Source organism: Colwellia sp. MB02u-9 (assembly GCF_014077085.1).
Classification (GTDB): domain Bacteria; phylum Pseudomonadota; class Gammaproteobacteria; order Enterobacterales; family Alteromonadaceae; genus Cognaticolwellia.
The window spans coordinates 435,025-459,077 of the sequence record NZ_JACGVF010000094.1; the positions used below are offsets into that span (position 1 = coordinate 435,025).

The 24,053-nt window shown below is 38.8% G+C and carries 18 protein-coding genes; 6 read left to right on the plus strand and 12 right to left on the minus strand.

Translation table 11 applies throughout. The features are described from left to right. Positions 1-120 precede the first annotated feature (120 nt). A complete protein-coding gene (locus tag H4J65_RS10525) occupies positions 121-1,002 on the minus strand; it encodes a LysR substrate-binding domain-containing protein (protein WP_182198129.1) in 882 nt (293 codons plus the stop codon). Positions 1,003-1,144: 142 nt separating this feature from the next. Here H4J65_RS10525 and H4J65_RS10530 point away from each other — a divergent pair, with 142 nt between their 5' ends. Continuing rightward, a complete protein-coding gene (locus H4J65_RS10530) occupies positions 1,145-1,498 on the plus strand; it encodes a hypothetical protein (protein WP_182198130.1) in 354 nt (117 codons plus the stop codon). Positions 1,499-2,322: 824 nt separating this feature from the next. On the opposite strand, the gene H4J65_RS10535 is transcribed toward H4J65_RS10530, so the two are convergent. Continuing rightward, complete coding sequence (locus H4J65_RS10535) at positions 2,323-2,646, minus strand: ribonuclease E inhibitor RraB (protein WP_182198131.1); 324 nt, start codon at positions 2,644-2,646, stop codon at positions 2,323-2,325. 1,222 nt (positions 2,647-3,868) lie between these two features. On the opposite strand from H4J65_RS10535, the gene H4J65_RS10540 reads away from it, so the two are divergent. Then, complete coding sequence (locus H4J65_RS10540; RefSeq protein ID WP_182198132.1) at positions 3,869-5,338, plus strand: Fic family protein; 1,470 nt, start codon at positions 3,869-3,871, stop codon at positions 5,336-5,338. Between the two features lie 143 nt (positions 5,339-5,481). Here the strand turns inward: H4J65_RS10540 and sucD are convergent, their stop codons facing one another. The 8 genes from sucD to sdhC form a co-directional block, all read right to left on the minus strand. Further along, entirely contained in the window at positions 5,482-6,354 is an 873-nt protein-coding gene (gene sucD / locus H4J65_RS10545; RefSeq protein WP_182137711.1) for a succinate--CoA ligase subunit alpha, read from the minus strand. Continuing rightward, on the minus strand, positions 6,354-7,520 hold the full coding sequence (gene sucC / locus H4J65_RS10550; protein WP_182137710.1) for an ADP-forming succinate--CoA ligase subunit beta: 1,167 nt from the start codon (positions 7,518-7,520) through the stop codon (positions 6,354-6,356). The genes sucD and sucC overlap by 1 nt, the downstream gene beginning before the upstream one ends. A gap of 162 nt (positions 7,521-7,682) precedes the next feature. Then, positions 7,683-9,185 carry a 2-oxoglutarate dehydrogenase complex dihydrolipoyllysine-residue succinyltransferase gene (odhB, locus tag H4J65_RS10555; RefSeq protein ID WP_182137709.1) on the minus strand — a complete coding sequence of 501 codons (1,503 nt, stop codon included), beginning with the start codon at positions 9,183-9,185 and terminating at the stop codon, positions 7,683-7,685. Positions 9,186-9,236: 51 nt separating this feature from the next. Next, on the minus strand, positions 9,237-12,041 hold the full coding sequence (locus tag H4J65_RS10560) for a 2-oxoglutarate dehydrogenase E1 component (protein WP_182137708.1): 2,805 nt from the start codon (positions 12,039-12,041) through the stop codon (positions 9,237-9,239). Between the two features lie 92 nt (positions 12,042-12,133). Continuing rightward, positions 12,134-12,844 carry a succinate dehydrogenase iron-sulfur subunit gene (locus H4J65_RS10565; RefSeq protein ID WP_182188871.1) on the minus strand — a complete coding sequence of 237 codons (711 nt, stop codon included), beginning with the start codon at positions 12,842-12,844 and terminating at the stop codon, positions 12,134-12,136. Between the two features lie 12 nt (positions 12,845-12,856). After that, the gene (gene sdhA, locus H4J65_RS10570) at positions 12,857-14,626 is read right to left on the minus strand and encodes a succinate dehydrogenase flavoprotein subunit (RefSeq protein ID WP_182137704.1); all 1,770 of its coding nucleotides are present in this window, start codon (positions 14,624-14,626) and stop codon (positions 12,857-12,859) included. Continuing rightward, positions 14,627-14,974 carry a succinate dehydrogenase, hydrophobic membrane anchor protein gene (sdhD, locus tag H4J65_RS10575; protein WP_182198133.1) on the minus strand — a complete coding sequence of 116 codons (348 nt, stop codon included), beginning with the start codon at positions 14,972-14,974 and terminating at the stop codon, positions 14,627-14,629. After that, positions 14,968-15,342, minus strand: coding sequence for a succinate dehydrogenase, cytochrome b556 subunit (gene sdhC, locus H4J65_RS10580; RefSeq protein WP_182137702.1), 375 nt, complete (start codon positions 15,340-15,342; stop codon positions 14,968-14,970). Before sdhC ends, sdhD begins: the two co-directional genes overlap by 7 nt. Positions 15,343-15,763: 421 nt before the next feature. On the opposite strand from sdhC, the gene H4J65_RS10585 reads away from it, so the two are divergent. The 3 genes from H4J65_RS10585 (at position 15,764) to tcdA (ending at position 20,338) form a co-directional block, all read left to right on the plus strand. Next, a complete protein-coding gene (locus tag H4J65_RS10585) occupies positions 15,764-17,050 on the plus strand; it encodes a citrate synthase (RefSeq protein WP_182137700.1) in 1,287 nt (428 codons plus the stop codon). A 211-nt stretch (positions 17,051-17,261) separates the two neighbouring features. Further along, entirely contained in the window at positions 17,262-18,812 is a 1,551-nt protein-coding gene (locus H4J65_RS10590; RefSeq protein ID WP_182198134.1) for a hybrid sensor histidine kinase/response regulator, read from the plus strand. A gap of 740 nt (positions 18,813-19,552) precedes the next feature. Next, complete coding sequence (gene tcdA / locus H4J65_RS10595; protein ID WP_182198135.1) at positions 19,553-20,338, plus strand: tRNA cyclic N6-threonylcarbamoyladenosine(37) synthase TcdA; 786 nt, start codon at positions 19,553-19,555, stop codon at positions 20,336-20,338. Positions 20,339-20,375: 37 nt separating this feature from the next. On the opposite strand, the gene H4J65_RS10600 is transcribed toward tcdA, so the two are convergent. Next, entirely contained in the window at positions 20,376-22,067 is a 1,692-nt protein-coding gene (locus H4J65_RS10600; RefSeq protein ID WP_182198136.1) for a SufS family cysteine desulfurase, read from the minus strand. Positions 22,068-22,236: 169 nt separating this feature from the next. On the opposite strand from H4J65_RS10600, the gene H4J65_RS10605 reads away from it, so the two are divergent. Beyond that, positions 22,237-22,479: a hypothetical protein gene (locus H4J65_RS10605; RefSeq protein ID WP_182185809.1), complete on the plus strand. Its 243-nt coding sequence runs from the start codon at positions 22,237-22,239 to the stop codon at positions 22,477-22,479. A gap of 150 nt (positions 22,480-22,629) precedes the next feature. Here the strand turns inward: H4J65_RS10605 and H4J65_RS10610 are convergent, their stop codons facing one another. Further along, the gene (locus H4J65_RS10610; protein WP_182198137.1) at positions 22,630-24,051 is read right to left on the minus strand and encodes a lipopolysaccharide assembly protein LapB; all 1,422 of its coding nucleotides are present in this window, start codon (positions 24,049-24,051) and stop codon (positions 22,630-22,632) included. Between the last annotated feature and the right edge of the window lie 2 nt (positions 24,052-24,053).

Consider the following 24,053-nt stretch of genomic DNA (forward strand, 5'->3'; position numbering starts at 1 on the left):
CGACAAAAACCACACACTGTATGTAGCCGGCTCTATTAAGACTGTGAATACAATTATGGTGATAAAGCGGCTAAATTATTGTCTCGTTGAAGATATACAAAGATGTGAACTGGCTGTTTTTTATGAGACAAACAAGGCCTTAGCCCATTGTTCAAAACGTTGCACTTTTGGCCAGTTAAAATGGTGCTCAGGCGCAACTAAAAACAAAGCACGTGAGCTAGCATAAGCGTAATCAAAAACATTGACTAACTGACCCATTTTAATATTGTGATTAACTAAAGCGCGACTAACAAACGCAATGCCCTGACCTGCTAGCACATTTTGAATAATAGGTAATGCATCTGTTGTTCGTATGCTGCTGCTCAATTCAGCTTTATTAATGTGAAATTGTTTACAGCAGTCATTAATCGCCTCTTGAATATCACTACTGGTATCTTCAAGTAAAGGTAGCGTAAAAATTTCAGTCGGATCTTGGCTATCCACTCCAACTAATAAAGGGCTAGCAACTAAGATAATTTCATCATCGGTGAGTTTACGACTGCCTAACCCCTGATATTCACCAAAACCACGACGGATCGCTACATCTACGCCATTTTGCATAAATGACTCTAGGTTATTATTTGGTGCAAATTGCACACATATTTCGCTATTTTCTTCCTGAAAAATATTAATGTTTGGTAACAACAATAGCGAGGTAACAGAATGTAACGCGCTAACTTTTAATTCATTAGCATTAGGCTCACCCGTAACCGCATTAACTCCCAGTTTTATCTGTTCAAAGGCATTTTCAATAAATGGGAATAATCGCAAACCTTGAGCATTGAGCTGTGTTTGCTTGTTCTCACGTATAAACAAAGGCGTGGCAAAATAGCTTTCTAAAATTCTAATTTGCTGGCTAATCGCCGCTTGAGTGACAAATAACTCTTCAGCAGCCGCCTTAAAGCTCTTGTGCCTAGCGGCAGATAAAAATACCTGTAATGATTTCAGTGGCGGCATACGCATAATATTTTTACCTGTTTATTTCGACCTAACACCAACAATGACATTAGAAAATCTTAAGTATTGTTAAGTTTATATCGTTTGTAGCTTGCTAATACAAGGAGTAATTTTATTGCTATCACTCACTACCTACATTGAGAACGTTATGAATATATTTAACTCAAGATTAATAGTTATTGCATTAGTATCAATTATTTCAATTTCAGCCAATGCAGAAAAATCAAAAACTACAAGTTATGAAAAATTAACCTCTGCTATGGGATATCCATACAAGATACTTATCAACCGCTCTGATTCAGTTAAGATTATCTACAGTGAAAGTAGCGATAACATTAACTGCAAAGTTGTCATTAACTGCAAAGTTGTCATTAACTGGAATGAACAAGAAGTGAAAACGGTGTCAAAACAAGTAACTAAAAAAATGTTTAACGACAAACCATTAGCGAGTTGTTTAGCGCGAAAAGAAGCAAAAGTAATACTGGCACGCACTTTTGAGTAATAATTAGCTTTAAAACAGCAATCAGAGAGCGGGTTGTTTCAACCTATCTTTGGCTACTGTCGGCACAGCGGCAATGTAGTATATTCAAAATTTAAAAGCTTTGAGTTTATATTTCAGCGTCGCAGTGGCGACAACACCAGAGAGGCGTTGCACGCTGCTCATATTAAACTCGGCCTCTGGACTCCCTACTCCCGCTCCATGGCGCCCTACTCAGCAAACACTCCAACTGACTTTTCTTTAAACATAAGTGGCACGAAGTTTATCCCTGCCGAAAATAGTTTCTTCACACGGCAGTCTCCGCCATCCCTGGCTCTGATAAACATCGCACTTATCTAAATTAAGTTTCTGTTGCTGAGATGGGATCAGGAGTTTTTGAGTTCTATGGTGTGGTTATTTAGCAAACTTATTTATTGAAATATTAAAGAATAAACTCAAGAAAAGAACCAAACACCAAGTCTGCTTCATTAAACGCCGGAATGATGACTAATATTCACATATCACTGGCATGGATATCAGTGAAAGCGCGGTGCTATGGATGGCAAGAAACGCAGTGCCATCCGCGCTGGTGCCTCGAAGAATATTGGACATCATAGAGGAAACACGTTTAATTCAGCAGTGCCGAGGGAGTCCAGAGCCAAAGAAGTATGAACGGCGCTAGTCTCCCTAATCTTTTCTGGGTGTCGTCGGTACCCCCGACGCCAAACCAGTAAACACACTCCAAGCTATTAATTTAAAACCAAGAACCACCTAATCCCTAGTTTGCTAACCTAAATATGACAAAATTATTATGGGTGACTTGATAAGTTAGCTAAAACATGAGTAATTTAAGCTTCAATTCCCCAGCCATCCGTATAACCATTAAACTGAGTTACTATTTGTTCAAACTGAGCTTCTTGAGCAATAATTGCATCATAAAGAGGGATAACTTTTATTGCACAATCTAAATCCCATGCTTTTGGATCTTCATTAATGTGAACATCACAAATAATATCAGGTGCTATTTCAGCAAGATGAGCTGCCATAGCCTCTGCTTGTTCTTGTGTTTCAAATAAGTGAAAAAAAACAATAGTATGCATAACGGTTAAATCGATACCCGCTTTTTGCATTTCAAACAATACTTTACCGGTTTCATCTTTTGGGAAGTTCATATTACTCTTCAAAGCTATAAAATTAATGCGGCATTATAAACGGCAATGTTTTAAATAAATAGAATAGAAATAAACAAAAGTAAATGAAATCTATTTAATGGTTGTAACGAGACCAGGGAAACCAATGTAACCTAGTTGTAAAATCAACAGTATTTATTGTTTATTTTATATTAGTACTTATCCGCTTGGAGTTCTTTTGTCTGCTTGGCGTCGCGGTGCCGACAACACCCAGAGGGGCGTTACACGCTGCTCCTATTAAACTCGGCCTTTGGACTCCCCATGGCGCCCGACTCAGCAGAACACTCCAACTCACTTTTCTTTAAAAATAAGCGGCGCAATGTTTATTCCTGCCTAAAATCGTCCCTTCACACGGCAGTCTACGCCATGCATGGCTCCGATAAGCATCGCACTTTTCTAGATTCAGCTTCCGTTGCTGAGATGGGATCTAGCGATCGTTGAAGTATTATTTTCTAGATGAACAAATGGAGAATTACGAACGATAAACCAAACACCAAGTCTGCTTCGTTAAACGCCGGACTGATGGCCAATATTCACCTTTCACTGGCATGGATGCACGTTCAGCGCTGGTACGTCGAAGAATATTGGACAGCATGGAGGAAACACGTTTAATGCAGCAGCGCCGAGGGAGTTCAGAGCCAAAGAAGCATGAGCGGCGCTAGTCTCCCTTCTCTTTTCTGGGTGTCGTCGGCACCCCGACACCAAACTAGTAAACAAACTCCAAACAATTAATTGGGAACCCGTAGCCATCTAATTCTTAGTTTACTAAGCTAAATATGAGGCAGTTATTATGAGTGGCCTGATAAATTATGCTTCATTAAACCCCCCAATGATGGCCAATATTCACGTATCACTGGCATGGAAAGCGTTGTTGGCACACGAATGTGCCATCAGCACTGGTACGTAGAAGAATATTGGACGTCATGGAGGAACAGCAGAGCCGAGGGAGGTCGGCGTCAGCCTCCCTTGCGGTGCAGTCGGCACACCGATGCAGGACCAGTAAGTAAACTCAAAACCATTAATTTAGAAATAGCATCGACATAACCTCATGTTTAATAAGATAAATGTAATGCAGTTGTTATGGGTGGCCTGATAAATTTTAATATTAGCGTCGGTTTAGTTAATAGTTGATTTAACCACTAACTAATTTGAGATTATATGATAATATTTATTTAGTCGGGTATATTTTTTAAAAGGTATTTCAATGGATTATGATATTCCAAATTTCAAATTAAATGTAGATTTAGAAGAGTCTTTGCAAAACATTGAAAAAGTAATAGAAGATTTGAATCAACGCAGAGATAAAGGTTTAGACAATGATTTAGATAGTAAGTTAAAAAAACAGTTACTAATTTCTCAAGTTTATAATAGCAATGCCATTGAAGGTAATAAATTAAGTTTACGTGAGACTGAGTTAATACTAGATAAGATGGTTGTAAACGAACGGCCATTAAAAGATGAAATTGAAGCGCAATCTCTAGCTAATGCAACAGAGTATTTGTATTCATTAATAGATGGAAGTGAACCGTTAACTCGACGCACATTATTGGAATTGCATGGATTGATTATGGAAAATATTCCTAATATCCCAGCAGGAGCTTTTCGTCGTGATGAAGTAACTATAAAAAACTCTGATCATAATCCACCATCTTTTTTGACAGTTGACTCACATATAGAGCATCTTTTTAAATGGATGAATAGGAACGCTCATAAATACTCTCCTTTAATTATGGCTTCAATCTTACATCACTGGCTAACATGGATTCATCCATTTAGTGATGGTAATGGCAGGGTATCTCGTCTTTTTTTGAATTTTTTCTTATTACAAAAAGGTTATCCTGAAGTCATTATTAAAATAACTAATAGAGATAATTATTATAACTCTCTGATTGAGGCTGATAAGGGGAACATTGGTAGGTTAATTGAATTAATAGTCGACAGTATTCGAGAAACTGTCAGTATTTATGAAGAATTTATTAATGAAAGTGAAAGACAGATAGCATGGAAAAATAGCTATAAGAAGCTATTAAAAACACCTGAGGATGAATCTAAAGAAATATCAGTAGATGTATATCATAAAGCTAAAGAAACATATGCATTTCAGTATGAAGTTTGGAAAAATCAAATTTCTGTATTTAGAGCATTACTAAAAGAAAACATTAGAGAAATTGAGAGCTATATTCCAAATGTAAAATTTTCAATTAAAGAATATGAAATGTTATCTTTTAGTCAATATTTAGATATATTAGAAGATAGGAAGGTGACCAATACTTGGTATTTAAGTCTCAATCTCGAAGATGAAAGTACAGGAAATAAAGTTGGTTTCATTTTTTATTTTGAAAGATTTAAATTTTCTAAAGCCATGTCAATTTTGGGGCAGACAGACGATAAAAAAGGTCGCAAATTAACAAGAGAATCCAAACCACAAATAAAATTATACGTTTCCGCAAGGGTTAATCAAAAATCCCAGCAGTTGGATAGTAATATAGAATTGATAAATATAGGTACATGGGGAGATCAATTATCATTTGGAGTTCATAATAAAGACTGGAAGCCAACTAAAAAATATAAGAAAGCTAAAATTATCACAGTAAAAGAAAATCCTGGAAAAGTTGTACGTCAATTTATAGATCAAATTTTGGAATGCTATTTCAATATTTGTAAAAAGAAATAGTGGTTATATTATGTGTTTCAACAGTGACTATAAAACTCGAATGACCTAGCAATTCCTAAAAGATATACAGGATATAGATAAAAACAAAAAACCCGCTAAAAGCGGGTTTTTATTAAGAATAACAGTTTGCAATCAAAAGCTGATTACCAACCTGTTTTCTCTTTAAGTGCTGAGCCAATTTCAGCTAAAGAACGTACAGTTTTAACACCGGCCGCTTCTAGTGCTGCAAATTTCTCATCAGCTGTACCTTTACCACCGGCGATAATCGCGCCAGCGTGACCCATACGCTTACCTTCTGGTGCAGTAACACCAGCAATGTAAGATACTACAGGTTTAGTAACATGAGCTTTGATATATTCCGCAGCTTCTTCTTCAGCAGTTCCGCCAATTTCACCAATCATTACGATTGCTTCAGTTTGTGGATCGTTTTGGAACATTTCCAATACGTCGATGAAGTTAGTGCCTGGGATAGGGTCGCCACCAATACCTACACAAGTAGATTGGCCAAAACCAGCATCAGTTGTTTGTTTAACGGCTTCGTACGTTAATGTACCAGAACGTGAAACAATACCAACTTTACCTGGTAAATGGATGTGACCTGGCATGATACCAATCTTAGTTTCGCCCGGAGTGATAACACCTGGACAGTTAGGACCGATCATACGAACGCCAGATTGATCAAGCTTAGCTTTAACGTCAACCATATCTAAAGTTGGAATACCTTCAGTGATAGTAACGATAAGCTCGATGCCTGCATCAATAGCTTCTAAAATTGCATCTTTACAAAACGGAGCTGGTACGTAGATAACTGTTGCTGTTGCGCCAGTTGCTTCTACTGCTTCACGTACTGTATTAAATACTGGTAGGCCTAAATGCGTTTGACCGCCTTTACCTGGGCTTACGCCACCAACCATTTGTGTACCGTACTCAAGTGCTTGTTCTGAATGGAATGTACCTTGACCACCAGTGAAACCTTGACAGATTACTTTAGTATCTTTGTTAATTAAGACAGACATTATTTGCCCTCCGCAGCTGCTACAACTTTAGTCGCTGCATCAGTTAATGACTCAGCAGCAATGATATCTAAGCCAGAGTTTTTAAGAACTTCACGACCTAGTTCAGCATTAGTACCTTCTAAACGTACTACAACAGGTACTTTAACGCCTACTTCTTTAACCGCGCCAATAATACCTTCAGCGATCATGTCACAACGAACGATGCCACCAAAGATGTTAACTAAAACAGCTTTAACGTTGTCGTCAGAAAGAATGATTTTGAATGCTTCAGAAACACGTTCTTTAGTCGCCCCGCCGCCAACATCTAGGAAGTTAGCTGGCTTGCCGCCGTGTAAGTTAACGATATCCATAGTACCCATTGCTAGGCCTGCACCGTTAACCATACAACCAACGTTACCGTCTAAGGCTACGTAGTTTAATTCAAAGCGTGCTGCATGAGCTTCACGTTCATCTTCTTGAGATGGATCGTGGAACGCGCGCATTTTAGGTTGACGGTATAAAGCATTACCATCGATACCAATTTTACCATCTAAACAGTGAAGATTACCTTCGTCAGTAATAACTAACGGGTTGATTTCTAATAAGGCAAAATCGAAATCTTCAAACATTTTTGCAAGACCTAAAAAGATCTTAACAAATTGCTTCATTTGCGTTGGGTTTAAACCTAACTTGAAGCCTAATTCACGTGCTTGGTAAGGTTGAGCGCCAACAAGTGGATCGATTTCAGCTTGATGAATTAACTCAGGAGTCTCTTCAGCAATCTTCTCGATATCAACACCGCCTTCAGTAGAGGCCATGAATACTACTCTACGACTTGCGCGGTCAACAACAGCACCAAGGTATAATTCGTTAGCAATATCTGTACAGCTTTCTACTAAAATTTTAGCTACTGGCTGACCGTTTGCGTCAGTTTGGTAAGTAACTAAGTTCTTACCTAACCAGTTTTGGGCGAAATCTTTGATTTCTTGTTTTGTTTTAACTAGCTTAACACCGCCAGCTTTACCACGGCCACCGGCGTGTACTTGAGTTTTAACAACCCACATTGTGCCGCCGATTTTATCAGCCGCTTCAGCCGCTTCCTGAGGAGTATCGCAAGCGAACCCTTCAGAAACTGGTAAACCATATTCAGCGAATAATTGTTTCGCTTGATATTCATGCAAATTCATGGTGTTTTATCCATTTATCTGTAGATGAAAATGGCAATAATCATTAAATTACTACCATCGAAAAAAGTCGAAAGAGTATAGTACAAAAGCTCTAAAGAACATAGTCCTTAGAGCCTAATACTATAGTCTAGATCGAACAATAGATTTTATTATTACTACTTACTATATGTTTAGCAACAAGCGTGTTGGGTCTTCCAACAGCTCTTTAATTGTTACTAAGAAACCTACTGATTCTTTACCATCGACTAAACGATGGTCATAAGAAAGTGCTAGGTACATCATAGGTAAAATTTCAACTTTTCCGTCAACAGCCATTGGGCGGTCTTGGATTTTGTGCATACCTAAAATTGCCGCTTGTGGCAAGTTAAGTATAGGTGTTGAAATTAATGAACCAAAAACGCCGCCATTAGTGATAGTAAAATTACCACCTTGCATTTCGTCCATGGTTAATTTTCCGTCACGACCTTTAATTGCTAAGGCGCGAATACCGTTCTCGATGCCCGCCATGCTGAGTTGATCTGCATCACGTAATACCGGTGTAACTAAGCCACGTGGCGTAGATACGGCAATCGATATATCAAAAAAGTTATGATACACAATATCATCACCATCAATTGAGGCATTAATTGCTGGGTAGCGCTTAAGTGCTTCAGTGACCGCTTTAACGTAGAACGACATAAAACCTAAACGGGTATCATGCGTTTTCTCGAACACGTCTTTATATTGCGTACGAAGATCCATAATTGGCTTCATGTTAACTTCGTTAAACGTGGTTAACATAGCCGTAGAATTTTTCGCTTCTAGTAAACGTGTCGCGATTGTTTTACGCAAACGTGTCATAGGTACACGTTTTTGTGTGCGCTCACCTAATGCGGCAGAAGCTGGTGCAGTTGGCGCTGGCGCCGCTGCTTTAGCTGGTGCTGCTTTTGGCGCACTTTTAGCTGCAAGGGCAGCTGATTCTACGTCTTCTTTAGAAATACGACCGCCTTTACCTGTGCCAGTAACATTACTAGCCGTTAGACCTTTCTCGGTCATTAAACGACGTACTGATGGGCTAGCGAGTTCGTCAGAACCAATAGCTTCTTCAGCTGAAGCAACTGGCGCTGAACTTGCTGTTGCACCGGCGTTAAGCTCACCAAGTTTTTGACTGCCTAAGACGGTATCACCTTCAACATGGATTATTTTACCAATAACACCATTTTCTTGGGCGACAACTTCTAAAACGACTTTATCAGTTTCAATATCAACTAAATTTTGGTCAACAGTAACTGTATCGCCTTCAGCAACATGCCAAGAAGCTACAGTTGCATCAGCAACTGATTCTGGCAATACCGGCACAACGATATCAATCACTTTAACTGCACTGTCTGATGCTTTAGGAGCACTTGCGGTGGCTGTGGCTTCTTCGCTCTTACTTTCAGATGCTTTACCTTCAGACAAAATAGCAATAACTTGCTCGCCTAAAACTGTAGCACCTTCAGCTTGAGATATTTCAGTAATAACGCCATCTGATGTTGCTGGTACTTCAAGTACCACCTTGTCAGTTTCGATATCTACTAATACTTGATCGCGAGTTACTTTATCGCCTACTTGTACATGCCAAGTCGCTATTGTTGCATCTGCAACTGATTCAGGTAAAACGGGAACCTTGATTTCGGTTGTCATTTATATAATTCCTTACACACTCTTAATTAATCTCTTTATAAAAAAGAGGGTCTATTCCACATTAAGCGCGTCATAAACTAGCGCCTGTTGTTCTTTTACATGTACTGACATATAACCTACAGCTGGTGCTGCAGAAGCATTACGACCTGCATATGTCAAATAGCCTTTCTCAGGGATAGCCGCTCTAAAGTGATGCTGTGAACAGTACCAAGCACCCTGATTTTGCGGTTCTTCCTGACACCAAACGAATTGCTTAACGTGCTGATATTTTGCAATTTCAACTTTTAGCTCATCTTCTGGGAACGGGTATAATTGTTCGACACGAATGATGGCAACATTAGTTTGCTCATTCTTACGGCGTTGATCCAGTAGTTCGTAGTAAACTTTACCACTACAGAACACTACGCGTTCAACACTGTCAGCATCAAGCTCATCAACTTCACCAATAACATTATGGAAAACACCGGTAGAAAGCTCTTCTAATGAAGAAACGGCCATCGGGTGACGCAATAATGATTTAGGTGACATAACCACCAATGGACGACGCATAGGGCGAACCACTTGGCGTCGTAACATATTAAACACTTGTGCAGGTGTTGTAGGTACACACACTTGCATGTTGTGATCAGCACACAGTTGTAAAAAGCGTTCTAAACGTGCAGATGAATGCTCTGGGCCTTGACCTTCATAGCCATGAGGTAACAACATAGTTAAGCCACATAAACGACCCCACTTTTGTTCACCTGAACTGATAAATTGATCAAATACCACTTGTGCACAGTTAGCGAAATCACCAAATTGTGCTTCCCAAAGGGTTAAGCCACTTGGCTCTGCTGTAGTATAACCATATTCAAATGCTAGTACTGATACTTCTGATAATACTGAGTCATTGACATTAAATGGGCCTTGACCTTCTCTAATGTGTTGCAATGGTAAATGACAACTAGCATCGTCTTGATTATGTAAAACGGCATGACGATGGAAAAACGTACCACGACCTGAGTCTTGACCGGTCAAACGAACACGCTTGCCTAAATCAACAATTGAGGCATATGCTAAGTTTTCTGCCATGCCCCAATCTAGTAATTTTTCGCCACTGGCCATTTTCACACGATCATCGTAAATTTTATTTACGCGATTGTGTACTGGAAAACCATCTGGAATAGTCGAAATTTTATTCGCAAGCTCTTTTAACTTCTCAAGCGAAATTTCTTTATCGTAGTCGTCATCCCAGTTATGACCAATATAAGGTGACCAATCAACAGAATGTTCTGTCATCGGACGCCACTGTTCTACAGTACATTGGCCTTCATCAAGCAATTTACGATAATAAGCGGTTAACTCATCAGTTCTCGCTTTGTTAAGCGAGTTTTCAGCATTAAGCTTATCAGCGTAAAGTTGACGGGGAGTAGCATGCTTTTTAATTTTTTTGTACATAACTGGCTGAGTGGCACTAGGCTCATCGGCTTCGTTATGACCATGACGGCGGTAACAAACTAGATCGATCACCACATCACGTTTAAATTCATTACGATAATCAAGGGCGATTTGTGTTGCTAAGATCACCGCTTCAGGGTCATCACCATTAACGTGAAGAATCGGTGCTGAAACCATTTTTGCCACTTCAGTACAGTATTCACCACTGCGGGTGTCTTCTGAACTTGATGTCGTAAAGCCTACTTGGTTATTCACCACGATACGAATAGTACCGCCAACTTTAAATGCCCGTGCTTGCGACATATTAAAGGTTTCTTGCACGACACCTTGGCCAGCAATTGCCGAGTCACCATGAATGGTGATGGGTAATACTAAATCACCCTCATTGCAATCACGACGGTCTAATCGTGCACGCACAGAACCGATAACCACAGGGTTAACAATTTCAAGATGCGATGGATTAAAGGCGAGTGCTAAATGAACATTTCCACCTGGGGTAACAAAGTCAGACGAGTAACCTTGGTGATATTTAACATCACCAGAAGATAATATTTCGTCATGCTTACCAGCAAACTCGTCAAATAGCTTAGAGGGGTTCTTACCCATCACATTAACTAACACATTTAAACGACCACGGTGGGCCATACCCATGACGACTTCTTTGGCGCCTTGTGTACCGGCACGAGTGATGAGTTGTTTCAACATGGGGACTAGCGCATCAGCACCTTCAAGAGAGAAGCGTTTTGCACCTGGGAATTTTGCCCCTAAGTACTTTTCAAGTCCATCAGCCGCAACTAATCCCTTAAATATTTCTTCTTTCTCTTCAACGCTAAGTACAGCTTGTGACTGCACTGATTCCAAACGTTGTTGTAACCAACGCTTCTCATCAGTGGAGTTAATGTGCATATATTCTGCACCAATAGAGCCACAATAAGTCGTTTTAAGGGTTTTATATAAGTCACCAAGTTTCATTGAGTCATGGCCAGTCGCCAAAGAACCAATTTTAAACTCACGATCAAAATCATTTTCTGATAGATCATGGTGAGATAATTGCAGGTCACGTACTTTGTCACGTTTCCATAACCCTAAAGGGTCAAGGTTAGCATTTTGATGTCCGCGAAAACGAAAAGCATTGATCAGCTGTAAAACTTTTACTTGCTTAGCGTCACTGCCACCTGAAACAACCACGGTTTTTTGTGTTTGCTGGGCCAGCTCTTTAAATTCATCGCGGATTTCAGAATGCCGATATTCAACGTCAGCACCTTCAATTTTAGGAAGTTGTTGGAAAATACCTCGCCACTCTGCAGTAACAGATTGTGAGTTATTAAGATAAGATTCGTATAATTCTTCAATATAAGCAGCGTTTGCACCACTTAAATGGGAAGACTCTATCCAAGCCTTCATAGCACCTTCGGGCATTGCCTGTTCCTTTATGGGATAAAAGCAATCAAAACATATGGTTAAAATAAAATATCCGAGCACATTCGCTAGAAAGCACTCGGATGATTAAATTAAACCGCTCTGGTTAGCAACATTGACTTAATATGGCCAATAGCTTTGGTTGGGTTTAATCCTTTCGGACAAACGTCAACACAATTCATGATACCGTGGCAGCGAAATACACTGTAGGCATCTTGTAGGTCATCTAAACGTTCTTCTGTCGCAGTATCACGGCTATCGATAAGAAAACGATAAGCATGTAATAAACCCGCTGGACCGATAAATTTATCAGGATTCCACCAGAAAGAAGGACAAGATGATGAGCAACATGCGCATAAAATACATTCATAAAGCCCGTCTAATTTTTCACGTTCTTCAATAGATTGCAAGTGCTCACGTGCAGGTGGCGCTTTACCATCGTTAATAAGGTAAGGTCTGATTTTTTCATATTGATTATAGAACTGAGTCATATCAATAACTAAATCACGCACTACCGGTAAACCTGGCAATGGGCGTAAAACAATCTTCTTTGCTGGAACAGCAGATAAAGGTGTAATACAAGCCAAACCATTTTTACCATTAATATTCATACCATCAGAGCCACAAACACCTTCACGACATGAACGACGAAATGATAATGATGGATCTTTTTCTTTTAATAACGTGATAGCGTCAAGTACCATCATGTCTGAGCCTTCTGGAATTTCCAGCTCATAGTCTTTCATGTAAGGCTTGTTATCAACATCAGGGTTGTAACGGTATATCGAAAAAATTTGTTTCATCGATAGTTCTCCTTAGTAAGTTCTTGCTTTCGGAGGGAAAGCTTCACGGTGGACCGGTGCCATATTTACTTGACGCTTAGACATAGATTGTGTTTCTGGCGTATAAATACTATGGCATAACCAATTTTCATCATCACGAACAGAAAAATCTGCACGCGCATGCGCACCGCGTGATTCAGTACGGAAATTCGAAGCTTTTGCCGTACAAAAAGCAGTTTCCATCAAGTTGTCTAATTCTAAACACTCGATACGCGCAGTGTTAAATTCTGAAGACTTGTCATCAAGGCTGGCATGTTGAATACGTTCACGAATTTCTGTTAATTCTTTCATACCTTCAGCCATGGCATCGCCTTCACGAAACACTGAGAAGTTATATTGCATGCACTTTTGTAGATCTTTACGGATCTGGAATGGACTTTCACCTTTAGTAGATGACTCCCAACGATTTGTACGCGCTAATGAAGCCTCTAAGTCAGACTCAGATGCATCTGTACCTGCTTGGGTATCATTTAGGTAAGTCCCTAAGAAATTACCTGCAGAACGACCAAATACTACTAAATCAAGTAAAGAGTTACCGCCTAAACGGTTTGCACCATGAACTGATACACAGGCAATTTCACCAACAGCAAATAAGCCTTCTACAATCGTCTCTTTACCCGTTTCTGGGTTGAAGTTAATTGCTTGACCATTGACATTACAAGGTATACCACCCATTTGGTAATGACATGTTGGTATAACTGGAATAGGCTCTACCGCTGGATCAACATGAGCGAATGTTTTAGATAAATCACAAACACCTGGCAAACGTTTTTCTAGCGTTTCACGACCTAAATGATCAAGTTTAAGCTTAAGATGTGGACCCATAGGACCGTCAAAACCACGACCTTCACGGATTTCTGTCATCATAGATCGAGCTACAACATCGCGTCCTGCTAAATCTTTAGCATTTGGCGCGTAACGTTCCATGAAGCGTTCACCGTCTTTGTTAAGCAGGTAACCACCTTCGCCACGACAACCTTCAGTTACTAGCGTACCAGCACCGGCAATACCTGTTGGATGGAACTGCCACATTTCCATGTCTTGCATTTGTATGCCAGCACGAACCGCCATGCCAACGCCGTCACCAGTGTTGATATGAGCATTAGTGGTTGATGCATAAATACGACCAGCACCACCAGTAGCAAGTACTGTTGCACGGGCTTTAAAGTAAACTATTTCACCTGTTTCAATGCAAATAGCCGTACTACCAACAATGGCACCGTCACTATTTTTAACTAAATCTAAAGCGTACCATTCTGAGTAGACGTTAGTTTTGTTTTTAACATTTTGTTGATACAAGCAATGTAACAATGCATGACCGGTACGGTCAGCTGCTGCTGCTGTACGTGCGGCCTGTTCGCCACCAAAGTTTTTAGATTGACCACCGAATGGACGTTGGTAAATTTTACCTTCTTCGGTACGAGAAAAAGGTAAGCCCATTTTCTCTAATTCGATAATGGATTCTGGACCCGTTTTACACATATATTCGATAGCGTCTTGGTCACCGATATAATCAGAACCTTTAACCGTATCGTACATATGTTGTTCCCAATGATCTTCATGAGCATTACCCAAGGCTACGGTAATACCGCCTTGCGCTGATACCGTATGAGAACGAGTAGGAAATACTTTTGAAATCAAAGCACAAGATTTGCCTGATTCCGATATTGCTAAGGCAGCGCGCATACCTGCACCACCTGCGCCAATAACAATGGCGTCGAATTCACGAATTGGAACGTTCACTTACACACCCCACACAGTTAATAAGCCTGCTACAAGATATACTAGCAACAGAACAGAAAAGAAAAATTGCAAACCGCCACGTAAAAGCGCTGGTTTAATGTAATCGGAAAGTACTTGCCAGACACCAATCCACGCATGCACTAATAACGCAATAAGTGCTAAGATTGTAAATATTTTAGTGCCAAAACCACTAAAAAATGACTGCCAGATTTCAAAAGTTACATCTGGGGTTATAACGAAAAAACCGACAAGATATAAAGTATAAAATGCTAAAATTATTGCACTTGCACGAACAAGTACAAAGTCATGTACGCCACTACGGCCTACTGTTGCTGCATTGTTTACCATAATTTAACTCCTACCACTACAGTAAGCACTAACCAAAGTGCGATAACAAATTTTGCTGTAGCATTACCCGAAGCTAACTCTTCAAAATAACCTAAATCCATAATTAAATGACGAATACCGCCAAGTAGATGATAGATAAGAGCAGAAAGCGTACCAAGGATAATTATTTTGAAGAATACACCACTAAGTAGTGCCTCTATTTGGCTGAAACCTTCAGCAGAAGATAGGGATAAAGAAAGCGTCCACAATAAAATACCAATAGCAAACACCATGATTACACCTGATACTCGGTGTAATATAGAAGCATTAGCTGCTGCATGCATTTTAATTGTTGACAAATCTAAGTTTACAGGACGTTGTTTTTTCACGATTGTCGCCTAAGGAGCTCTTGGAGCATTCAACTTATTTGTTTTTTACGCTACCTAACTAATTTACTCGGTTAGATAACCCCCTTTCGATTCAAATTATATTTCTACACTTAATAATTGAATGCAAAAAAAAGAATTTAGATCGGCCCGATTATATAGGTGAAATCCATTAATTACAATTCTCTTGCCGACAAATTAGCGCCTATTTTCAAGGCTTGCGACTAATGGCTAACCTTAGTTTACAAATATTTATTGGCGCATCTGACTTTAGTCTAAGTGTTCAACAAACGAATTGACTTATAGGGGGTGATCTGAAGTAGAATGGTGTTAGTTTTATATTAACAAAAATTGTCTAAGCGCTTAATTTTAACGTTTTAACAATTTTCAAGATAAGCAATTTATTATAATGGGGACGAAACATATGGCTGATTCAAAAGCCTCTCTTAGTATCGACGGTAATGTAATTGCAGAATTGCCAATTCATAAAGGTAGTGCGGGTAACGATGTAATAGACATCCGTACTCTAGGTGCTGCAGGCTACTTTACCTATGACCCAGGCTTTATGGCAACAGCGTCTTGTGAGTCTGCGATCACTTTCATTGACGGTGATAAAGGTATCTTACAACACCGCGGTTATGCGATAGATAATCTTGCTAAGCAAGCAGATTACTTAGAAGTTTGTTATATTTTATTGCACGGCGAAGCGCCAAATAGAACGCAATACGATGAATTTAAAAGCATTATCAATAATCACACCATGGTACATGAAAAATTAGTACACTTTTTTCATGGTTTTCTCCCTGATGCGCATCCTATGGCGATGCTATGTGGTGTGGTTGGCGCGCTATCTTCGTTTTATCATAGTGACTTAGATATCCACGCACCTGATCAACGTATGCGTAGCGCACATCGCTTAATTGCCAAAATGCCTACTATTGCGGCAATGGCATACAAATATAGTATTGGACAACCATTCGTTTACCCACGTAACGATTTAAATTATGCAGAAAACTTTTTGCATATGATGTTCTCTGTTCCAGCAGAACCCTATGTTGTTAGCCCAACAGTTGCGCGTGCGATGGACAGAATTTTTACGTTACACGCTGACCATGAGCAAAATGCCTCAACGTCTACTGTGCGCTTAGCTGGTTCTTCTGGTGCTAATCCATATGCCTGTATTGCTGCGGGTGTTGCATCATTGTGGGGCCCTGCACACGGCGGCGCAAATGAAGCATGTTTAACTATGCTTACAGAAATTGGTTCTTTAGACCGTGTTGACGAATATGTTGCTAAAGCAAAAGATAAATCTGACCCGTTCCGTTTAATGGGCTTTGGTCATCGTGTTTATAAAAACTTCGATCCTCGTGCTACGGTAATGCGTGACACTTGTCACGAAGTGTTAAAAGAATTAGGTATTCAAGATCCGTTGCTTGACGTAGCAATGGCGTTAGAAAAAGTAGCGCTTGAAGACCCTTATTTCATTGAGAAAAAATTATACCCAAATGTTGATTTTTATTCAGGCATCATTCTAAAAGCTATTGGTATTCCAACGAATATGTTCACGGTAATCTTTGCCATGTCACGTAACGTTGGTTGGATTGCTCATTGGGATGAAATGCTAGGTCAACCTGGACAAAAAATTGGTCGTCCTCGTCAAAAATATACTGGCGAAATCAACCGTACATTTATTCCTCTAAGTGAAAGATAATAAAGGCTAAATTTCATTAGCTAACCCTTCACCTTAGATAAAAAAGGCAACCTCTTGGTTGCCTTTTTCGATTTATAATTTTGTTCAGTCCTGAAATAAGTTATTGCTCAACTAATAGCCTAATATATTGGGTCAACAAACTTCTGTACATTGTTGTTTCAAACACTATATTGTTACAGCAATTTTTTATAATTTAAACGGTATCGTATTTGTGCTTGACCATATTTTAATCGTCGATGAAAGTCGCTTAGTGCGCGAAGCTCTTGCTAAAATATTACTCTCCTGTGGTATTAGTAAAAATGCCATTGCTTGTATCGAAAATGCTGAAGACGCAATAGAATATGCGCAATTTTCAACTATAAGCTTGTTAATTTGTGCAGATAATTTAACCAGTAAGAATAGCTTAAATTTTCGTGACGAATTAGCAAAAGCTTCAAAGATAAAACAACTGCCTTTAATGGTACTCTTGCATCAAATTGACGAAAAAAATTCAGCACTAAATTTAGACAAAGCCCATAATATAAAATGCACATTAACAAATAGCATCTCTCTATTTCCCCCCTTTAGAAAACAATATGTGATCGAAGCATTATTTGCCTTAACACAAAACGCTATATTTACTGCTCAAACTCATCAAGAAGATGATAATGATAGTGGTGTGTTATCAAAGCCTGCTAGTAACACAGCACCTGTGTTACTAGCACAAAAGCCAACTATCCTTGTCGTTGACGATGAAAGCAGTAACATTGATGTAGCAGCCGGAAACTTGCGTGATCTTTACCGCGTAATGGCGGCAAAATCAGGTGAACATGCACTGAAAATAGTGGCCAATAATAAGTATAATATCAGATTGATTTTACTTGATATTATGATGCCAAAAATGGATGGCTATCAAGTTTGTAAAAGCCTTAAAGACAATGAGGCAAGCGCCAGTATCCCGGTAATATTCCTTAGCGCTAAAGCACTCGTTGAAGATATAAAATATGGTTTTGATTTAGGTGCTGTTGATTATATTACCAAACCATTAAATGGTGATTTGCTGCGTGCTCGTGTTGCTACACACATCCGCTTACAGCAGCAAAAGCTAGATCTGTCTGCGCAAGTAGCTACTCTTAAAGAAAATGCCAAGTTACGTGAAGATATTGAAAAAATAACTCATCACGATTTAAAAGCGCCTTTGAACAATATTTTATTTGAAACATATCGATTAGCTGATAAAAAAGCAGCAAAATCAATTAATCGCGCAGTAAATAATGTTGTAAACATGGTTAATAACTCACTCAATGTCTACAAAATTGAGCAAGGTATTTATACACTAATGCCGCAGGCAACCAACTTAAACCTGTTAATTGACGATGCCATCAATGCGATATCCAGTATTAGCCATGATAAAAAAGTCCACTTTGTATTAAATGGCTTTGATAGTGAATATGCCATTATGGTTGAGCCATTACTTTGTTTGTCAATTTTCAATAATTTGATCAAAAATGCAGTAGAGGCCTCACCTGTAAATCACGCGATAACGATAGCATTAACCCATGATAATAATGATATATGCTTTAAACTCACCAACCACGGGATTATTGCTAAGCACTTACGCTCATCGTTATTTGAGAAGTACACCAGCTCAAACCATAGTACTGGCACAGGATTGGGCACCTATTCAGCTAAACTAATGACTGAAGTACAACATGGTGAAATATCATTTACTATTATCAATGAACAGCAAACACAGTTTATCGTCAAACTGCCTGCGGCTTAACAGTATTGTTATAGGTATTATTTAGCTATAGCACGAACAGCGCTTATAAAATGGCTAAAAATTAAGGCTATATTCATATTCCAGTGGCCAAAAAAAAACTTAATTAATCGCCTGATTTTTAATGGCATCTAACTCAAAGACTTGGTAAATGACTAATGAGCACCTGATAGAACACTTAGTTAGAACACTTAGTTAAACCGCTTTAACTATCCTATGCAAAAGCCAATAATGTGGCTAAACCATCAAGCAATAACCCTTAACAAAAATCAGCACATGGCTAATACAGCTTGAATATTTGTTGTTTTTAGCCATGAAGATGTCAAAAATAACCTCATTTTATGGCGATTAAAAAGTAGTAGAGTGATATTTCGATAAATATCAGCGTTAATTAAGTAAATTATTTTATAAAAATGAGTCTAAATTTGCTAAAAAATGACATATTCACCTACATTTACAGCTATATTTATCACAATTTTTTACACTCTGACTAAAACAAGCTTGATTTATGGTTAAAAAACCAACACCTCTGATTATTTATCATCAAGATAGGGCTATTTTTCTATCAATACTATAAATATTCATTATAAGGCTAATAAATACTAAATAGAGCAATAGGGTAAAAATTGCAGCTAAAAAAACTAAAATGATGTCTTTACTGAGCACTATATTACCTGCGCTCGTAGCTTTACTGAAAGGTACTGCTATAATGCGCAGCGAATTTTCAAGCGAGTAGATAAATAATGTCAGATTATCAATTAAGGTTCGGTGGGATTGCCAGGTTATATGGTAACAGTCAAAGTACAGCGCTACAGCAGGCACACTTTTGTGTGATCGGCATCGGCGGTGTTGGCTCATGGGTCGCAGAAGCCTTAGCCCGTAATGGCATTGGGCAGATAACATTAATTGACCTAGATGATTTATGCGTCACCAATATTAATCGCCAAATTCATGCCTTAACCGATACCGTAGGCTTAAGTAAAGTTGACGTTATGCGCGATAGAATAAAGCAAATTAATCCTGAGTGCTTGGTTAGTACCATAGAAGACTTCGTAACACTGGAAAATGTCGGTGATTTACTGTCAAATTCGTTTGATTACGTTATCGATGCTATCGACTCTGTTAATGTTAAAACGGCGATTATTGCTCATTGTAAACGAAATAAATTACCGATTATTACCATTGGTGGTGCTGGTGGTCAAATTGATCCCAGTAAAATTGCCATTGCCGATTTAAGCCAAACATTTCAAGATCCGCTGCTAGCGAAAGTACGTAACCAACTGCGCAGAGAGTACAATTTTTCACGGAATGTGAAACGAAAGTTTTCAATTGATGCGATATTTTCCACTGAACAACTACGTTACCCAGACTCCGAAGGTAATGTTTGCCATGCTAAGCAGTCAGGCGATGGATCAATGCGTTTAGATTGTAGTGGTGGCTTTGGCGCAGCAACTCACGTTACCGCTTGTTTTGCTTTTTTTGCGGTTGCCAAAGCAATGGATAAATATTTGAAAAAGGCGCTTAGTTAGCCTTTACATATTCGACATAAAGGCTAACAGGTTACTGTTATTGGGCTATCGAGTGCTGTATTTTCTGCACAATAGCTCTAAGTCCATTACCACGTGAAGGGCTTAAGTGTTGTAATAAGCCTAACTGAGCGAAATAACTGTCCATATCAAAAGCGCTTATTTGTGCTGCCGTTTTGTTATCAACCGCGGCCAGTATAATGGCAAATAGGCCCCTGATAACTTTGGCGTCACTATCACCTTTAAAGCGAAACGAATTATCTGCCTCTTGATAACACAACAACCATGCCTGACTTTCACAGCCAGAAATTAATGACAGCTCGGTTTTATCTTCATCAGGTAAGCGTAATTGCTTTTTACCCAACATCATAATTTCACGATGTTTACTGTCCCAACTTTTTGCTTTAGCGAACATAGCTAATATGTCATCAACGGCTAAATTACTGTTGGCAAGCGCATCAACGCTAATAATGTCATCAGGTTTTGAAGCACTTAAATCATCACTAACAGTCAATATTGGCTCACTCAAGCTTCGTAATTTCTGCACCGTAAAGTCTATCTCTTGAAAGCTATTATATGCCGACAAAGATAAGCGGATGCAGCCATCAATATTGAGATATTGCATTAAAGGCATAGCACAATGATGCCCCGAGCGAACCGCAATCCCTACGCTGTCTAGTGCAGTAGCAACATCATGATTATGTTGCCCTGCAAGAGTAAATGAAAATACCGGAATATCAGGCACTTCATCAACAATAAAGTTTAACCCTTGTACGCTTGATAACTGCTCAAAGCAATATTGTGTTAATTGTCTTTCGTAGGCAAATATCCCGCTATGCCCTTGGTTTTCAATAAAACTAATCGCCGCACCTAAGGCTACAACACCCGCAATATTAGGGGTACCAGCCTCAAACTTATACGGTAAGTCATTAAATGTTGTTTGCTCAAAGCTCACCGCTTTGATCATTTCGCCACCGGCTTGATATGGTGGCATTTCCTCTAATAATTCCTGCTTCCCATACAGCACACCAACACCCGTTGGGCCATACATTTTATGAGCAGAAAAAACATAAAAGTCGCAGCCTAATGCCCTGACATCCACACTTAAATGAGCAATTGCCTGAGCGCCATCAACTAAGGTTAATGCTTGGTACTTATTCGCTACACGAATGATCTCTTCAATTGGATTAATTCGGCCAACAACATTAGAGATATGACCAAAACAAACAATTTTGGTGCGTTCGCCAATAATTCCCTCTAATTGAGCAACATCTATTTCACCGGTTTGCGTTAGCCGCAATACTTTAATTTTAGCACCCGTTTGCTTTGCAACAATCTGCCAAGGCACAATATTAGCGTGATGCTCACTATAGCTTAAAACAATTTCGTCATTGGGTTGTAATCTTGTTCGTCCCCAACTCTGCGCAACTAAATTAATACTTTCAGTACAACCTTTGGTCCAGATAATTTCTTTGCTGGTTTTAGCATTAATAAATTTCTGTGCTTTTTCTCTAACGCTTTCATAAGCCACAGTGGCTCTGGCGCTTAAGGCATGAGAAGAGCGATGCACATTGGCATTATTCGATTGATAATAATTTTTATGGCTGTCAATAACACAGTTTGGTTTCTGAGTTGTGGCCGCATTGTCAAAATAAATTAACGCTTTGCCATTAACTTTGCCGGCAAGAATAGGAAATTGTTGACGAAAGGAAGTAAAAGAAAATTTTTCCATAAAAATGTAATAGTAATTTCATTAAGTTGCCACAATTATATCTTAACTTGTTGGTTAAAATCTTTATAAGCGCGATAAAATCTTCATATAGATAAAATATTAAATATCGTTCAGCAAAAAGAAATAATTTACGCTATACCTTAAGTGAGTAATTGGAGGGATAAATACTATGGCATTATTTTCATGGTTTCTTAGAAGGAAAAAAGTTAGCTCCACCAAAAATAGTAAAGCGTTAATAGAGGAAGAACTGTCAGTATTTAACAACAACACCATGTGGCCGATAGCTAAAGTAAGAATAAAAACTGCATTACAGCAGGAATACGTAAATTCGGCAGCACATTTAAAAAAAGTAAATAAGTTCAATTCACTAAAGGAATCTAAGATTAATGTACTTAAAGAACATATTAGCTGACATCAAGTTAACTAATGAAACGAAAAACATAACCATATAGCCAATAAGTATAATGTTTAAGTTGGCTGTATTTTAAGTTGTTAAGTTGCTAAGTGTTAATTAATCAAATTACTTAGCCTTTACTATACCTACCACCTTGGCATGATTCTCTTAATGAGCTAAATCTCGCTTCAGATTAAAATGATAATTTGGCATTAAAAAAAGCTTGGGTGCTAACTCAATAATATTTAGATATATTTCTGGAAAATACAATTCAAAATACTCCAGCTTTGTACGCGAGGCTAAGGGTTTAAACGCTTGCGTTTTACGCTGTTTATTACAAGAAGCTGTGGTAAACAGCCCTATTTCGTTTTGATATGTTACTGGTGTGGCTAACGTCCAGCCTTGCTTATACTTCGACAATATTGGTGTTGAGTGTTTAATTAAATTTCGCCATGGCACCTGAGACAGTATGCTTGCTCGCAACTTTTCACGCTGCCCTTGATAAAAATCAGGCAAAACAACCAAATTATGCGCAAAGGGGCTTTGCTGAACTTGCTGACACTTTTGATGTTGTTTTGGCAGCGGATATTCATCAACAAAGCCAATGAAATGACTAAGCTCATGAATTAAAACATCTAGGTTGTCATCCTGGTCTATATACATAATACCATGATCGACATTAGCACCACCTTGCTCAACAATAACACCAAGATAACGAGTATTAATGTCATTGCGTGTGGTCCAAACGCTGGTATTACAGCTTATATTTTCGCTAACGCCATGCAGGCAATTAATGGCTTCGGCAGGAATATATTTAGGTGTTCGCAAACAAATATATTTTGCCAACTTGTGCTGCCCAAAGGCTGACATTAACTGTTGGCCATGTCGTAAACCTTTTAAGCTTGTGGCAAACAGTTGTACATCTACCGAGCAAGCTGAATTTTGTTTTATATTTTTTTTTATATTATGGTCTGTATTTTGTTCTGTATTGTACTCGAGTTTTTCTTCACTCTTCGTTTGATCTTGGCTTTCACTAAACACAGAAAACTGTTCAAGCTCATTGTACAAGCCAATATTTCCACCTTGCGCTAGCCTATTTTTATGCTCTGCAATAAAGGCTAGATCACCTTGATATAAGGCTATTTTATATAACATGGCTAGCGCATTTTCATTGCCCGCAATAGGCGATAATAATGGCTTAATGTCAGTATATTGTTGTTGCTTAAAATAAATATTTGCCAAGGCTATTCGCGCCGCAATATGCTGCTGACGTACCGCTACTCGATACCATAGTTCAGCTGATGTTATTTGCTTATCGCGACGATAATATTCAGCTAATTGATAAGCCGTATGGGCGTTGGAGTCGCCATGGAGTTTTGCTAAGTGTAGCCATGCCTTGTTATTACTTTTTGCTAACAGCTGAACTAATCGTTCATCAGTATTAATAAAAAGGTCTAAGGTTTCTAGTATAGATAGTTGATGACGGGTGATCTCGGCGTTAGCAATTTTTTCGCGATAATCAGTGATGAAAAAAAATAAACTTAGCGATGTAAAGACAACTAAGCTTATTAGAATTTTTTTAATTATCATCA

What these genes read in the sequence shown, in the direction of transcription:
- H4J65_RS10565 (WP_182188871.1), bottom strand. Translation starts at nt 12,844, where the DNA reads ATGAAACAAATTTTTTCGATATACCGTTACAACCCTGATGTTGATAAC.
- H4J65_RS10535 (WP_182198131.1), bottom strand. Translation starts at nt 2,646, where the DNA reads ATGAACTTCCCAAAAGATGAAACCGGTAAAGTATTGTTTGAAATGCAA.
- H4J65_RS10560 (WP_182137708.1), bottom strand. Translation starts at nt 12,041, where the DNA reads ATGCCCGAAGGTGCTATGAAGGCTTGGATAGAGTCTTCCCATTTAAGT.
- H4J65_RS10585 (WP_182137700.1), top strand. Translation starts at nt 15,764, where the DNA reads ATGGCTGATTCAAAAGCCTCTCTTAGTATCGACGGTAATGTAATTGCA.
- H4J65_RS10605 (WP_182185809.1), top strand. Translation starts at nt 22,237, where the DNA reads ATGGCATTATTTTCATGGTTTCTTAGAAGGAAAAAAGTTAGCTCCACC.
- H4J65_RS10600 (WP_182198136.1), bottom strand. Translation starts at nt 22,067, where the DNA reads ATGGAAAAATTTTCTTTTACTTCCTTTCGTCAACAATTTCCTATTCTT.
- tcdA (WP_182198135.1), top strand. Translation starts at nt 19,553, where the DNA reads ATGTCAGATTATCAATTAAGGTTCGGTGGGATTGCCAGGTTATATGGT.
- H4J65_RS10525 (WP_182198129.1), bottom strand. Translation starts at nt 1,002, where the DNA reads ATGCGTATGCCGCCACTGAAATCATTACAGGTATTTTTATCTGCCGCT.
- H4J65_RS10610 (WP_182198137.1), bottom strand. Translation starts at nt 24,051, where the DNA reads ATGATAATTAAAAAAATTCTAATAAGCTTAGTTGTCTTTACATCGCTA.
- odhB (WP_182137709.1), bottom strand. Translation starts at nt 9,185, where the DNA reads ATGACAACCGAAATCAAGGTTCCCGTTTTACCTGAATCAGTTGCAGAT.
- sucD (WP_182137711.1), bottom strand. Translation starts at nt 6,354, where the DNA reads ATGTCTGTCTTAATTAACAAAGATACTAAAGTAATCTGTCAAGGTTTC.
- sdhD (WP_182198133.1), bottom strand. Translation starts at nt 14,974, where the DNA reads ATGGTAAACAATGCAGCAACAGTAGGCCGTAGTGGCGTACATGACTTT.
- sucC (WP_182137710.1), bottom strand. Translation starts at nt 7,520, where the DNA reads ATGAATTTGCATGAATATCAAGCGAAACAATTATTCGCTGAATATGGT.
- H4J65_RS10540 (WP_182198132.1), top strand. Translation starts at nt 3,869, where the DNA reads ATGGATTATGATATTCCAAATTTCAAATTAAATGTAGATTTAGAAGAG.
- H4J65_RS10530 (WP_182198130.1), top strand. Translation starts at nt 1,145, where the DNA reads ATGAATATATTTAACTCAAGATTAATAGTTATTGCATTAGTATCAATT.